The sequence below is a fragment of the Neolewinella aurantiaca genome (genome assembly GCF_008014675.1).
Classification (GTDB): domain Bacteria; phylum Bacteroidota; class Bacteroidia; order Chitinophagales; family Saprospiraceae; genus Neolewinella; species Neolewinella aurantiaca.
In genome coordinates, this window is the sequence record NZ_VOXD01000014.1 from 129,140 (window position 1) to 143,821 (window position 14,682).

Genomic DNA, 14,682 nt, shown 5'->3' on the forward strand with positions numbered 1-14,682 from the left:
TTCCGTCGGTATCTCCTACCTGTAACGAAGCCACTTCAATTACGGTAGTCGAAGCAGTCTCGTTGGTAAAGCAAATGGTTGCGAGTACAGTATTGTCCGGAAGCGATTCGCCGCTCTGATCGCTGTCGATGTAAATGGCTCTGATGTCGCCGTCTGCGTTCTCGTTGAGCTGTAGTGCGGCACCCAGCGCCGACGGGGAGGTAAAACTGGTGTATTCCAGATTCGCAGCCGGGTAATTCAGTTCAAACTGAAGGCCGGTGATATTGGTGAAGTTGCTCACCGTGATGTCGAGACAAAAAGCAGCGTTGACCGCAATGTCACAAACATCTTCGATACAGAGGTTGAACTGACTGGAGCCAGCACCACATTCATCGGCCGTACACGGAGCACAATCCGGGCCACCACAGTCGACACCGGTTTCGTTGCCGTTCATAATACCGTCCGAACAAGTCGGGGTAACCATACACGGAGCACAATCCGGGCCACCGCAGTCAACACCGGTTTCGTTACCATTCATGATGCCGTCCGAACAAGTCGGGGTAACCATACACGGAGCACAATCCGGGCCACCACAGTCAACACCGGTTTCGTTACCATTCATGATGCCGTCCGAACAGGTTGGGGTAACCATACACGGCGCACAGTCAGGGCCACCACAGTCAACACCCGTTTCGCTGCCGTTCTGAACACCATCGGTACAAGTTGCCATTCCTACTACGCCAGAGTTGACCGTACCGTTCGTGATGTTGACATCATCTTCATCCTCGAAGATATTACCCTCGTCATCGGTAAATTCGAGCGGAGTCGGGCTACTGCCGATTTCCACCTCCGTCTCCACCTCCTGAAGGATGCGGAAGCAGATCTGACCGATAACAAATGGGCCAGGATCAGTATACCCCGTGGAGCTAAAAGGAGCATAAACCACACGGATGACTTCCGGGCGGTTGGAGTTATTGATTAAGGAGACGTTGTTGCCGTTGATGTTGCCGGTAGCGGAAACATACTCCAGCACGAGGGTGTCGTAGGTAATACTGAACTGCATGCCGGAAATGCCGACGAAGTTCTCGCCTATGAGATCAAGACAAACAGTTTCGCCGACCTCTCCGTCTACGTCGGAAAGGCTGATGCCGAGTGTTTGTCCGTTCAAGCCGGCCGTAAGGCAAAGGAGCAGCCCACTCAGCAGCAGGGTGTAAAAATTTCTCATCTAAGTTATCAGTTTGGGATTAAGATATAAAACGGCCGGTTTCGCCGGCGGAGAGACTAAGACTCTTTGTATACAATTTATTCCCTGCCGTGCAGGATCACCTTGCGGTGCAGTTGCTCACGATCGGTAATGAGACGGATGATGTAGGCGCCCTGACCTGGGAAGTCCCCGGCCTGTAGTTCCGTCGTACTGTTGCGGGCGGCGATGTTCATTTTGCGGCTGCTCAGCAGCCGGCCGGAGAGGTCCAGAATTTCCAGTGTAGCCGGCCCGCTGTAGTTCAGGCTGGTTTGCACCCTTACAAAGCGTGTGAAGGGGTTCGGAGAAACCGTAAAGCGAGGGTCTTCGGCGAAAGCACTTACGGCATTCGTACCTTCCAGATTTATGACACCGTTGGTTGTAATCGTATCGATACGGTTGTTCATCACGTCCATACCGCTGAATCTAAGCGGCATCTCACTGAAAGAGATTTCAGTAACCGCCGAAAGGTTACTCTTTGGCATAAAATTGAGGGAGAACAGAATCACGCTGTCTTCGAGTGCGAAGCCTTCAAGATTACTGTCTACTTCCAGGTAACCGATACGTCCTTCATCTAACTGGGTCTGATTGAAGTTTTCGTCTATCGCACCATTAAGGACAATATTACTGACATCAACATACTCCAGTACTTCGGTGTCCCAGCTCAGAGAGAACTGAATGCCTACCAGTTCCGACATACCGTTGGCCCGTACGTTGACAGAGATTTGCCCCCCCGATTCAGCGGTGAGGTCTTCTACGAAAAATTCAGCGTTTTGGCCAGTGAGTGGCAGCAGCATCAACACAAGGATTACTATCCCTGGCGTGCGCCAAAGTGAGGTTGGTATGTTCATCGATTCGGGATTATAAATAACACAGCACCGGAGTGCCTATTCTTAAAGCACCGCTAAGGTAGCTATTTTCAACTTGGTGGACATAACAGAATGCTGGCCCGCAGGAGCAAAGATTGTTAATGGCCGCAAAATGAGTGGTAATCAGCCCCTGCCGGGCACCTTAATGTTGCTAGCCGGTGCTTACAGCCTCTGAAATCTGCGCCGGTACCAGCCGGCCGGTTGAACAAACTCTACTGGTCTGCTCTTCAACAAGTATGTCCCGTCCTACAATAGTAATTGCCGGAGCTACCGGCTTCATCGGCCGCTGGTTCATCGAGCGCTACCACCACGAGTTCAACATCATCGCCCTCAGCCGCAGCCAGATGATTCCTGATGCCGGTTACGACAAGGCTGAGTGGAGACAGGTTGAACTCTACTCGCTCACCAGCACCGAAGCGGCGCTCTCCGGCGCCGATTACGCCATTTACCTCGTTCACTCTATGCAACCGAGTACCCGTCTGCACCAGGGTGATTTTGAGGATACCGACCTGTTGCTGGCCGACAATTTCGGCCGCGCCGCCCAGGCCAATGGCCTCAAGCAGATCCTCTTCATGGGCGGGTTACTCCCCGAGTACGAATCCGTCGACGAACTCAGTCGCCATCTGCGCAGCCGCTGGGAAGTAGAACAGGCTCTTGGCCAGGCCGGCACCCCGGTCACCACCCTCCGGGCGGGCATCGTAGTTGGAGCCGGAGGGTCTTCTTTCACCATGATCCGCAAGTTGGTCGAGCGGTTGCCGGTTCTGATTTGTCCGGCGTGGTGCCAGTCGGCGACCCAGCCGGTGTCCCTGAACGACACCCTCAAAATGATGAGGTATAGCCTCGGGAGGGAGCGTTTCTTCGGGCGCACCTTCGACATCGGTGGCCCCGAAGCCACCAACTACATGGCCATGATTGAAACGACGGCCGAACTGCTGGGCAAAAAGCGCGTCGTGCGGCCTGTGAAATACTTTAGCCCGGGACTCTCAAAAATGTGGGTTGCGCTATTCACAGATTCCAGCCGGGAACTCGTTTCGCCCCTCATCGAAAGCCTCCAGCACGACCTGGTCTGCAAGCCCAACGAATTACTGGACGCCTTCCCCGAACGCGACGATTTCCGGACTGCGGCCCAACGGGCACTGGAGGGAAAAGAAAAGCTTTCGGCATTACCCAAACGGGACCGTTCCGAAAAGAAAGAGAAAAATACCGTTCGTAGTGTGCAGCGGCTACCCAACCCCCATCAGCACACCGCTACTTATGTCGCACGGACCTATCAACAGTGGCTACCCGCCTACTTCCGGACGCTGATCAGCGTCACCAGCGAAAACAACGTCTCCGTATTCAGCCTCCTTGGCGTAGGGTTGCTGCAACTCGAATTTATCCCCGACCGGAGCGATGATAACCGGCAACTATTTTACATCAACGGCGGCAAACTCGTGAAGCGAAAAGATTACGGCTGGCTCGAGTTCCGAAGGGTACTTAACGGAGAATACGTCATCTCGGCCATCCACGAGTTTGCGCCTTCATTGCCGTGGTACGTATACACCCAGACCCAGGCACGGGCCCATGCTTTCGTGATGGACAAATTCGGGGAGTACCTCGCTAAAAAGTAAATGAGGCGCGGCCGCAGGTGCAAAAATTGGTTGCAAAACAAGGATCAAAAGGCAAATACCGCAGCTGCTTCGCAGCCCTGCCCTTCAACGGTCAGTGCACCTGCGGCCCCGCCGTAATTTATAAGAAGACTCAACACGTCAACAATACTACAATTGTCGTAAAACAATCATAAAACGAGCTTCGTTCTGGTAGTAATGCGAAAAAACCATTATTTTGGCATTACAAATCAACCCACCGATTAATATGAAGAATTTTTTCCTCCTCCTGCTTTGCGCCCTGTCGTTGAGCATTTTTGCTCAAAACAAATCGACGGTCGCCAACATCGGTGCTGCTACTGAAGGCATGAAGTTCGTCGAAATGCCTTTTCAGCAACTCCTGGACCTCGCCAAAAAAGAAAGAAAAATCATTTTCATCGATGCTTACACAACCTGGTGTGGCCCCTGTAAGATGATGGCCGCCAAGGTTTTCCCCGAAGCAAAAGTAGGCGAAGTCTACAACGAGCGCTTTATCAACGCTAAGTTCGACATGGAAAAGGGAGAAGGCCCCGGCCTCGCCCAACGCTACAGCGTGATGGCCTACCCTACTTACCTTTTCGTTGACGGCAACGGCGACATTGTACACAAAGGCATCGGTTATATCCCCCAGGAAGAATTCCTCGCTCTGGCCGATGCAGCCTCCGGAGAAAACAGCCTTGGCGTTTTGAACAAACGCTACGACGACGGCGACCGCAGCGAAGAATTCCTCGCGGAGTACAGTCAGGTGCTTACGAAAGTATACGAGCAAAAGAAGGCCAATAAGGTCTCCGGCGAATACCTCGACATGAAGGAAGACTGGTCTGACCCCGCCACCATGGAGCTCCTCATCACCAACCCGGGAGAACTGGGCGGTAAGCGCATGAACTACCTCACAAGCAATGCAGACAAAGCAATGGAAGTAGCTGGTGCAGGGAGTTTCGTGATGACCATGCAGCAAGCCATCATCGGCAATTACATGAAAACCAACCAAACCCGTACACTCCCCGAAGTCGCTGAGATCGCCGACGATTACAAACAGTACGGTGGTTCCATAACCCAGCGCCTCATCGATCATTACACCATGCTGCGTGCCGAACAGGTGGGCGACAATGAAGCCTACCTGCCCGCCGCCGTCAAGTACTACAGTACGTACGGAAGCGACAGCGCCATGGAGTTGAACGCCGTAGCATGGAATGTATTTGAATCCAGCGACAACCAGGAATACCTCAAGCAAGCGCTCAACTGGGCCAAGCAATCCGTAGAACTGGAAAAAGGCTACGCCAACATGGACACCCTGGCGTGGCTCTACAACAAAACCGGCAATAAAAAGATGGCCAGAAAAACCGCTAAGGAAGCCATCGAACTCGCCAAAGCAGAAGGGCAGGATTACAGCGAAACAGCCACAATCCTCGACGAGAAGTAATCAGCCAACGGCTTTTACCTCTTCTCAATTACGGACGCTCTCCTTCGGGGGGCGTCCGTTTTTGTTTATTTAAGCTTCTGTTCAGCAGTCTTTAGACTGCTGCTCGTCATGCTTTAGCGTAAAAAACAATCAGACTGATGCGATCAAATCTGTCCTCATTCAACATTCCGGGCTGAAGAACAGAAAACCGCAGCCTGAAGGCTGCCGAACAGCACTGGCAATCCCCCAAAAACGATTACCCTGCCGTAAGCCACCCGCCCGGTGGGCCTTGTCATTTGTCACCATCAAACGGAAAGAACTCCTTCGGCAATACAGTGCCATTGATTAACCAACGAAGGATCAACTCCCAAAAAAGGGCCGCCAGCAAAACGCTGACGACCCTTTTGTTTTTTAGCCTCCGGCTGAAGCCGGGCCTGCCTTAGCGGGCAAACGAAACCGCTCGCTTCTCGCGGATGACCATAACTTTGATCTGACCGGGATACTGCATAGATTCCTGAATTTCCTGGCTGATCTTGAAGCTCAGTTCGTCGGCGTGCTGGTCAGAAACCTTATCGGCTTCAACGATGATCCGGAGTTCACGACCGGCCTGCATAGCGAAGGCGGACTCAACGCCCGGGTTCTTCTTAGCGATCTCTTCCAGCTCTTTGATCCGGTTGATGTATCCGTCGAGCACTTCGCGGCGGGCGCCGGGACGGGCGCCGCTGATGGCATCACAAGCCTGGACGATCGGGGAGATGATATTGTTCATCTCGATCTCGTCGTGGTGGGCACCGATGGCGTTGATTACGATGGGGTGTTCCTTGAGTTTTTCGGCGAGGGCCATACCGTAGAGTGCGTGGCTCAGTTCGCTGTCTTCTTCGGCTACTTTACCGATGTCATGAAGCAATCCTGCGCGCTTCGCCATTTTCACCTGTTTCTTGTTGAGGCCCATTTCGGCGGCCATCGTAGCACAAAGGTGAGCTGTTTCGACGGAGTGCTTCAACAGGTTCTGGCCGTAACTGGAACGGAAACGCATCCGGCCGACGTAACGGATCAGTTCGTTCGGCAAACCGTGAATGTCGAGTTCGACTACGGTCTTCTTGCCGATCTCCATGATCTGCTGCTTGAGTTCTTTTTTGGTCTTATTCACCACTTCTTCCACACGGGCGGGGTGAATGCGGCCGTCAGTAACGAGTCGTTTGAGGGAGAGGCGGGCGATTTCGCGACGAATAGGGTCGAAGCTGGAAATCACGATTGTCTCCGGCGTATCGTCTACGACCAGTTCGGCTCCGGTAGCGGCTTCGATGGCGCGGATGTTACGTCCTTCGCGGCCGATAATCTGGCCTTTAACCTTGTCGTCATCGAGAGCGAATACGGAAACCGTATTCTCGATGGTCATCTCAGCGCACATCCGCTGGATGGTATTGATGACTACTTTGCGAGCGTCTTTGGCTGCGTCTTCTTTGGCTTCTTCCAGAAGCTCACGCTTAAGGTTGAGGGCCTCGTTGGCGGTCTTGTTCTTCACCTCTTCCAGGAGGCGGCTTTTGGCCTCGGCCTGGCTCAGGCCGGCGATTTGTTCCAGCTCTTTGGTGAAGCGATCATGCTGAGAGTCAAGTTCCTGTTGCTTCTCTTTGGCGAGGGCAATTTCCTGATCGAGAATTTTGGTACGCTCATTGAGCTTTTGCTCTTCCTGAACAAGCGCTTTTTGCTCTTTAGCAATTTCGGCACGCTCTGAGTTGAATCCGGCACGCTCTTCTTTCATCGCTGCGGCTTCTTCACGCAGTGCCTCCCGCTTCGCCTTTAGCTCTACCAGTTCGTCTTCTTTTTCCTGCTTAAACTCTTCTTTGAAGCGTTGGAATTTCTCGCGGCTCTCCTTAATTTTTTGCTTCTTGAAAGCCTCCTGTTTGTCCTTAAACTCGGAGAAGGTCTTCTCGGCCTTCAACTTTGCTTCAGAGATTGTCTTCTCGGCCTGTAGCTTGGCTTCGGCCAGAATCTTTTCGGCTTCACGCTTGTGAGACTCGTCCTGGATGGCATTGGCTTGCTTTTGTTTGCCGCCAACCACAAAGTAAGTGCCAATAACGCCGACTATCAGAGCGGCAATGGCGTATATATAATCCATTTGTTTCGGTGATTGTAATGAGTGAATAAATAAGCGCCGGACGTAACCTTCGCTCCTGCCCTCTTTAGCTTCGCGACTTCTCAGGGAACTGCTTCGCGTTCCGTTCGAAATCCTCGGGAGAGGGGAGTCGCTGGAGGCATTGCCAGGACACCATAAGTACTCAAAAAATCAACTTTACATCGGAAGGATAAAGATTCAGCGGCAGCGGATCAGGAATCAAACACCCCTTAAAGCATTCCTTCAACAATAGCATCCAGTGCTTTAAGCCGGTGCGCCAGTTCGCCGTCCAGGCTTGTATCCGCCAGGTTGCGGGCACTACGGAGTTCGTCGGCGTAGGTAAGGAGAGTCATCACGAGGCAATCCTGGGTGTCGCGGTCGGAAAATTTGACCTGAAAATCATTGAACCGTTCGTTGATTTCCTTCACGAGTGCACGTACATCTCCCTCCTCCTGCGCTTCAACGCGGAGAGGGTACGGGCGGCCGGCTACGACCACGAGGATGGAGTTTTTATCCGAAGAGGATGATGCCATTGGGTTAGTTCCGTTGCAGCCATTCCAGACACCGGTCTACCTCCTTCAGGCAGAATTCGATGGTTTCCCGCTGTTGCTTACTGAGGGCCGCGGTGTTACTTGTTGCAACGTCCGTGGTTTCGTCTTCAGAGGTTTCAGCATTGTCGGGCTGGCCGCGTTCAAGTTTATCCTTTAGCGAGCTCACGATGCCAGTCTGGCGGTCGAGCGCTTGCTTGAGTTGTTGATTTTCGGCTACTATGCGCTCGTAGTCCGCCCGTTGGCGGTCTGCTGCAGCGCTCAGTTGCCGGAGTTTTATTTCTAAGCCGTCTAGTATTGCTAGAGGTTGCATTTAGTTTGAGTTTCAAAATACCGCCAATGATAAGGTACCAGCGGTATATTCGGGGCAAGATACTACGATTTTGAGGATTAACGATGAGTAGACAGGAAGATTGCTGACGGAGTCAGGCCAGGCAGCAAGATTGATCGGCCTGCAGGTTTGAAAACTCATCTCCAACATTGTGTACTCTATACAGAAGAGCCGTTGAATCCTCTTGGCGATTCAACGGCTCTTCTTTGGCTAATGTCCTGACAGGCTATTATTTATCGCTTGGCAGTCTGAGGTTGATAAGAGAGTTCCGGAGCCTGCCGCCCCATGACAGGCTTGGAGGCAGTCATGATTTTATCGAATCTTTTCATGAAGGGCTCGTAAGCTCCACCAATAGCTTTTATGGTTTGCTCACTGCGGACTCGTGTGTCTTCCACCGATGTTCCGAAAAAACGAGCAACTAAAACATTATCGGCACCACCAAAGGCGTAGGAATACACCTGAAAGGGTTGCGTTGCCTTAGCATTACGATAAAGTTCAACACCTTCTTTAGCGATCTCCATCACGCTGGCCCTGTCTTCAGGGGCAAACGTGTATTCGATTTGAGCGAAGTGAGTAAACTGCTCCGGATTCCGGGCGACAGGATCGAGGTAGCTCAAATCGGAATGATATTCAACAACCCACATACTACGGGTAGAGGGGAGCGCATAAAATGCGGCTCCAAGCGTCTGCCTGTCTTCAGCTTTCAGTTGGTAAGCGCGCTTGTTAACGTCTTCCATCATTACGTCCAGGTCAGACATATGCTCAATGGGCGTAGATTGGTACAATGCTCCGTCTTCCATATAGTCGGTATTCCAATAAAAGTCCGCCCCCGCATCCCGCAGCGCTTTTATAAGCTTCCCGTACACATCGGTAAGTTCTGCGGTCTTCTCGGCGGGGAACTGGTCCTTTGCTACGAAGAAAAACTTATAAGGCTTTTCTTCTACTTCAATAGACAGTTCGGGTAAGTAGCGACCAGTACGGACACTGACTTTTTCGACCAGAGGTTCAACTTTAGCCCACCAGGCCTTTTGTTCAGCCATGGCTACTTTGCTATCGGCGGCTTTGCGCCGGGCCAGGTCCTCGGCACTCTTAGCCTGGTTTACGATCTGAAAGGTATTGGCCTCGCCACCAAATTTGTTCACGACGAACTGATACTGCTGCTGCATATTGTTTTTTTGAGAAAACGCCACGGATTCAGCAGCGAGCGCACTGATCTTTTCCTGATCGCCCATTCGGTGGCGGTACGTTATCACTTCCACGTACGGAGCCGAGCCTTCAAAACCGGGATCAGCGGGTTCGAAGCTGAGCCATTCAATACACTCCTTTACCTCGTCTTGCCAAGAGGTGATGATGCTGCCAACGTGGTCAATGTTCCAAAGGTCGTTCCTTTTCTCGGTGGGTAGGCTCATCATGGCATGATCCAACACAGCGTCGAGGCGATCTGAACCGGCCATATCATTAACCTCGAAGATTATGTCAACGGAGCTATCATCGTACTGGTAAACGGCCATGGGTTGTTTCAGTACCTCCGGATTAGCAGAATAGGTCTCTTTGATCGTTTTCAGCCAATCGAGAACAGCCTGGCCTTTCCCCGGAGCAACTTCCAGGTGTTCAATGACCTGCCCGGCCGCGTAGGTCTGAGCCATAAGGCCGCAGGAAAGTGCCAGCGCGCAGGTAAAAAGAATTGCTTTCAAAGTATGCATAGTGGATAAGTTTTTAGATATGACAATTGGTAAGGCGGTCTGTCTAGTCATGGACAGAGAGAGTCTGCCCGCTGGTCACAGCAGGAAGTACTCGTTATTTCGTTTTTATCTGAAGTGGGTCAGAAGGGCTACCCTCTCGGAAAGGTGCTTTGGCTTTTTGCGGACAGCTTTGTTTATACGCTAAAATCTACGGCTAATTCGGTGGTAGCTTACCAACCGGAGCGCGAATTGTTATTACCCTTCAAATTTATGTTCTTATGGTCAACAGACATTATTTCGCTACATATTTGAGTACAAATACGCTGAGGATTAGGTGTATACACCTAACCGCACCCATTCCCGGGCAATAAACAATGGCGCAGCCAGGGGAAATCTGCCCCTGGCTGCGCCAAATAAAACCTAAACGACCTGTCATTTACCGCCGCACCTCTGCACCCAGCTGCTTGGTCAGCGAACCTTCGATAGACTTCATTACTTTATCTACCTGTTTATCGTTGAGCGTCTGCTCGTCGCTTTCCAGCTGGAAGCTGACGGCGTACGACTTCTTGCCGGCACCAAGCTGGTCTTCGTTCTCGTAGACGTCGAAGAGGTTGACTTCGGTGAGAAGTTTCTTTTCGGCTTTACGGGCCAGGCGTTCTACGTCGGCGAAGGTGACGCGCTTGTCCAGAATCAGAGCGAGATCGCGGCGCAGGCTTGGGAATTTGCTTGGCGTCTTCACCTGAACCGGCTTCTTGGGCAGCACCTTCATCACGTTGTCCCAGTTGATGTCGGCGTAGAAAACGTCGGTTTTGATTTGGCGCGCACGCAGGTGCAATGGGAGGACAGCACCAAAGTTAGCCAGCACCATCGGCCCCTTATGGTACTGAATACCGTAGCTGAATTCGTCGGCCGGGGCTTCCGAAGTCCGGTAATTATCAATGCCAAGGCGCTGAAAGATCAATTCCACGGCTGCTTTTACGGTGTAAAAGCCTGCGGCATTTTTGCCTTTAGGCTCGGGGTGCCAGGTTTCTTGCTGTTTCCGCCCGGAGAGGGTAAGCGTGAGGTGGTTCACCTCGGTGTACTTCTCTCCTTTCAGGTGGTAACTGCGGCCAAACTCGAATAACCGCAGATCGTTCTGCTGGCGGTTCAGGTTATGGGCTACAGCACCGAGGGCGCTTTGCAGCATACCGGGGCGCATCACGTCGAGGTGAACGTTGGAGGTGTTGTTGATGTACACGAGGCCTTCCTGCTGCTTGCCTTCTTCAACTTCGCCGTAGAAACGGCTTTCGTCGAGGCTGAGGGCCATCATTTCGTAGTAGCCGTTGGCGGCCAGGAGGTCGCCGGTGAGCTCTCGGATATAGTTGGGATCGGGCTGCGGCGCGACGATCATTGCGGTGGTGATCATCTGGGGGATCGGAACATTGTCGAAGCCGTAGATGCGGAGGATTTCTTCGATGACGTCAATCTCGCGCGTCACTTCGCTTTTATTCGTTGGCACCGCGACGGTGAAGCCAGCATCGTCCGAGGAAGTAATCTCCATCCCCATGCTTTCAAGGATACTTTGCACCTGCGGCCGCGCCAGATCGGCACCAATCACGTCGACAACCCGTTGGTCGCGCACCCGCACTTCGAGCGGCTTAATCGGGTTGGGGTAAAGATCGAGTAGTTCGCTTGTCACCTTGCCTCCGGCAAGCTCTTCCAGCAGAAGTGCCGCCCGCTTGAGGGCGTAAACGGTAACGTTGGGGTCGCTTCCTTTCTCGAACACCCGGGCAGCATCGGTGCGGAGGGTATGCCGCATACTGCTGCGGCGGGTCGTGCCGGCTTCGAAATGGGCCGCTTCGAGGAAAATCTTAGTTGTGCTGTCGGTCACCCCGCTGTCGAAACCGCCGAAAACACCGGCGATGCACATTGGCTGGTGATTCGCGTCGCAGATGACGAGGTCATCATCGGAGAGCTCGCGCTCCACCTCATCGAGGCTGTTGAATTTGGTGCCCTTGGGTAGTTTTTCAACGATGATTTCTCCGCCACCTACTTTGTCGAGGTCGAAAGCGTGCAGTGGCTGCCCGAGTTCGTGGAGGACGAAGTTGGTAACGTCAACAACGTTGTTAATCGGGCGAACGCCGATGGCCTGCAGCCGGGTGCGCAGCCAATCCGGGCTGGGTGCGACGGTGAGGTTTTCGATGGTAAGGCCAGCGTAACGTGGTGCCTGGCTGGCATCCTGAACGGTCACCTTTACGGGCTTACCCGATCCGGCTTTGAAGGCAGAAACATCGGGCTTTTGTACCGCTACGTTGGCCCCGTGGTTGACGTTGAGCGCGGCCGCAAGATCGAACGCAACCCCGAGGTGGTTCGTTGCATCGGAGCGGTTGGGCGTAAGGCCGATCTCGTAAACGTAGTCTTCTTCGAGTTCGAAAACTTCGGCAGCGGGGGTTCCCGGCTTGTATTCTTTGTCGAGGACGATGATACCGTCGTGACTTTCTCCGAGGCCGAGCTCGTCTTCAGCACAGATCATCCCCATGGACACTTCGCCACGGATTTTACCTTTCTTGATTTTGAACGGTTCCCCGCTCATCGGGTACAGCATAGCCCCGACGGTGGCAACGATTACGTACTGCCCGGCAGCTACATTTGGCGCTCCGCAGACAATGGAGACGGGTTCTCCTGCTCCGGTATCGACGCTGGTCAGGCTCAGGCGATCGGCTCCCGGGTGCTTACCGCACTCCAGGACGTGGCCCACCACAACTCCGGCTAATCCGCCAGGGATGGACTCCACTTTATCCATGCCTTCTACTTCCAGACCGGTGCCGGTCAGAACTTGCCCTATCTCTTCAGGGTCGATGTTTATATCCAGGTATTGGCGTAGCCAGTTGAGTGACACTTTCATAGCCCGCAAAGGTATAAAAGTGTAAGAGGATTGTGGGGGTTAATCTCGTAAGACTTGGCTTTACTATACCTAAGTCAAAGTAGTCAGGGAGTTTATTGCTGATCATCAAAGCGTCTGACTACGTTAAAAAGCCTCGCCAATACTAAGGTGTTGCCTACGTTTTTCGCCTTGCCAGCCACTCCACTGCTTTCGTACTAATTTCCCCTCACCACTCTGGCCAGGTGTATGCGACTCCTCAAATTGCCGCAATGTAACAGGGAACGCAAATCCTGCTGAGGCAGCCCCTCTGAAAACACAACTGTTAATTTTTTTAACATACTTATTTTATGGCCTCGTCCATTATAAAACCTGTTTCCCCCCACGAAACCGGCTGACTCCCAGAAAGTTAACACACCCTTCACCTCCCATGCTTCGTCTAATGGTCACAATCCGGGCCTGCGGCTATTCGTCAGCCCCTCATTTCCACCGTTAACACTTTCTGATATGGACTTATCCGCCACTATAGAATCAATGCTGGGCCGTTTAGGCGTAGCACTTCCAACGATTGTAGCAGCACTACTGATTTTACTCATTGGCTACTTCATCGCTAAAATCTTACAGAGCCTTACTTACCGGCTGCTCAAGAAAACCGGCCTTGACAACAGAATTGCCGCTGCCACCAGCAGTGACATCAAGCCGGAGCGTGCACTTTCCAAACTGGTTTACTACATCGTAATGGTGATGGTACTCCTGGCAGCACTTGACCTCCTGGGCATCAACAGCATTATGGATCCGCTCAACGGTATGGTCCATAACTTTTTAGGATTCATCCCTAACATTGTCGCAGCAGCCTTGATTGGTTTTGTCGGCTACGTGATCGCCAAGATTGTTTCCAGTCTGGTGGGCATGGCTTCAGGTTTCCTGGAAAGAATGGGCCAGAGAGCCGGCCTGAGCACTGAAATCAACCTGACGAACATTCTGACCAAGGTCGTCTTCATCATCATCTTCGTCCCCATCCTCATTGCTGCGCTGGACGCGCTTAAGCTCGATGCGATTACCAATCCGCTGAAAGGTATGCTGGAAACCTTTGTCGGGGCCATTCCCAAAATCATAGCAGCGGGCATCATCATTGGCGTCTTTTACATCGGTGGTAAGTTCATCACCGGTTTGCTCAAAGGCCTGCTAGAGAGTCTTGGCACCGACAAGATGTCTGAGCGCCTCGGCCTGAGCAGCATCGTTGGAGAGAACACGAAGATGAGTTCGCTGATTGCGAACGTAGTTTTCTTTTTCATCATGTTCATCGGTATCATCACCGGTATGGAGCGCCTTGAGTTCGTTCGCCTCAACTACATCCTTACCGAAATTTTCGAGCTTACCGGACAAATCTCCTTCGGCCTGGTTATTCTCGTTCTCGGTAATTTCCTGGCAAACCTTGCGTACAAGACGATGGCCAGCGGACGCTCCGACACCTTCATCGCTTCCATCGCCCGCATCATCATCCTCGGGCTCTTCCTCGCTATTTCTTTACGGACAATGGGGATTGCCGACAACATCGTAGAACTTGCCTTTGGCCTTACGCTTGGAGCAGTAGCGGTTGCAGTAGCCCTATCCTTCGGCCTCGGTGGCCGCGAGGCTGCAGGAGAGCAGATGAAACGCATCCTCGACAAATTCAACAATGACAAGCCAGGTCTCTAAAATTCCAATGCGGGCGTTTGAAGAAACCGAATAGATCCACAAGAGGCTGATTTAACAAGAACCGGCCATGTGTGTATCACGAGATGCACGGATCCCCCTCTCCCCCGGCCCCTCTCCTCGGGAGAGGGGAGACGTGACAAGCGGCAAGTTCGTGATAGTAGTGCATCTCGTGATACAATGGTCCGCTACGATTTTAGGCCGCTCGGGCACCAAAGACTTTAAGCTCTGCAATTACCGCTTGCATTTTGGGCGTGTGTGGGTCGACACCACACTTGTCCAAAAGGTGATACGCTATGCGTTCGTTGCGATAGGCCGTCACGATATCAGACATC

10 protein-coding genes are annotated in these 14,682 nt (G+C 52.5%); 3 read left to right on the top strand and 7 right to left on the bottom strand.

Annotated features, from left to right (window positions below; translation table 11 throughout):
- A partial coding sequence (locus FUA23_RS10830) for a cohesin domain-containing protein (protein ID WP_222707022.1) occupies positions 1-1,204 on the bottom strand: 1,204 nt, incomplete at its 3' end.
- A gap of 77 nt (positions 1,205-1,281) precedes the next feature.
- Positions 1,282-2,070, bottom strand: a complete 789-nt coding sequence (locus FUA23_RS10835; protein WP_147930761.1) for a T9SS type A sorting domain-containing protein — start codon at positions 2,068-2,070, stop codon at positions 1,282-1,284.
- Positions 2,071-2,324: 254 nt separating this feature from the next.
- On the opposite strand from FUA23_RS10835, the gene FUA23_RS10840 reads away from it, so the two are divergent.
- Together FUA23_RS10840 and FUA23_RS10845 are read left to right on the top strand one after the other, a co-directional pair.
- On the top strand, positions 2,325-3,698 hold the full coding sequence (locus FUA23_RS10840; RefSeq protein WP_147930762.1) for an NAD-dependent epimerase/dehydratase family protein: 1,374 nt from the start codon (positions 2,325-2,327) through the stop codon (positions 3,696-3,698).
- A gap of 244 nt (positions 3,699-3,942) precedes the next feature.
- Positions 3,943-5,136: a thioredoxin family protein gene (locus tag FUA23_RS10845; RefSeq protein ID WP_147930763.1), complete on the top strand. Its 1,194-nt coding sequence runs from the start codon at positions 3,943-3,945 to the stop codon at positions 5,134-5,136.
- Between the two features lie 418 nt (positions 5,137-5,554).
- Here the strand turns inward: FUA23_RS10845 and rny are convergent, their stop codons facing one another.
- The 5 genes from rny to pheT all read right to left on the bottom strand — a co-directional run bounded on the left by rny (position 5,555) and on the right by pheT (position 12,676).
- The gene (gene rny / locus FUA23_RS10850; RefSeq protein WP_147930764.1) at positions 5,555-7,234 is read right to left on the bottom strand and encodes a ribonuclease Y; all 1,680 of its coding nucleotides are present in this window, start codon (positions 7,232-7,234) and stop codon (positions 5,555-5,557) included.
- Between the two features lie 227 nt (positions 7,235-7,461).
- Entirely contained in the window at positions 7,462-7,764 is a 303-nt protein-coding gene (locus tag FUA23_RS10855; RefSeq protein ID WP_147930765.1) for a cell division protein ZapA, read from the bottom strand.
- A gap of 4 nt (positions 7,765-7,768) precedes the next feature.
- Entirely contained in the window at positions 7,769-8,092 is a 324-nt protein-coding gene (locus tag FUA23_RS10860) for a hypothetical protein (RefSeq protein WP_147930766.1), read from the bottom strand.
- Between the two features lie 251 nt (positions 8,093-8,343).
- Positions 8,344-9,813 (bottom strand): hypothetical protein, encoded by a 1,470-nt coding sequence (locus FUA23_RS10865; protein WP_147930767.1) that lies wholly within the window; start codon positions 9,811-9,813, stop codon positions 8,344-8,346.
- A 415-nt stretch (positions 9,814-10,228) separates the two neighbouring features.
- A complete protein-coding gene (gene pheT / locus FUA23_RS10870) occupies positions 10,229-12,676 on the bottom strand; it encodes a phenylalanine--tRNA ligase subunit beta (protein WP_147930768.1) in 2,448 nt (815 codons plus the stop codon).
- Positions 12,677-13,159: 483 nt separating this feature from the next.
- Here pheT and FUA23_RS10875 point away from each other — a divergent pair, with 483 nt between their 5' ends.
- Positions 13,160-14,350, top strand: a complete 1,191-nt coding sequence (locus FUA23_RS10875; RefSeq protein WP_147930769.1) for a mechanosensitive ion channel — start codon at positions 13,160-13,162, stop codon at positions 14,348-14,350.
- Positions 14,351-14,682: the final 332 nt, after the last annotated feature.

Coding starts and splice junctions, on each gene's coding strand:
- FUA23_RS10840 (WP_147930762.1), top strand. CDS start 2,325: ATGTCCCGTCCTACAATAGTAATTGCCGGAGCTACCGGCTTCATCGGC.
- pheT (WP_147930768.1), bottom strand. CDS start 12,676: ATGAAAGTGTCACTCAACTGGCTACGCCAATACCTGGATATAAACATC.
- rny (WP_147930764.1), bottom strand. CDS start 7,234: ATGGATTATATATACGCCATTGCCGCTCTGATAGTCGGCGTTATTGGC.
- FUA23_RS10835 (WP_147930761.1), bottom strand. CDS start 2,070: ATGAACATACCAACCTCACTTTGGCGCACGCCAGGGATAGTAATCCTT.
- FUA23_RS10865 (WP_147930767.1), bottom strand. CDS start 9,813: ATGCATACTTTGAAAGCAATTCTTTTTACCTGCGCGCTGGCACTTTCC.
- FUA23_RS10845 (WP_147930763.1), top strand. CDS start 3,943: ATGAAGAATTTTTTCCTCCTCCTGCTTTGCGCCCTGTCGTTGAGCATT.
- FUA23_RS10855 (WP_147930765.1), bottom strand. CDS start 7,764: ATGGCATCATCCTCTTCGGATAAAAACTCCATCCTCGTGGTCGTAGCC.
- FUA23_RS10860 (WP_147930766.1), bottom strand. CDS start 8,092: ATGCAACCTCTAGCAATACTAGACGGCTTAGAAATAAAACTCCGGCAA.
- FUA23_RS10875 (WP_147930769.1), top strand. CDS start 13,160: ATGGACTTATCCGCCACTATAGAATCAATGCTGGGCCGTTTAGGCGTA.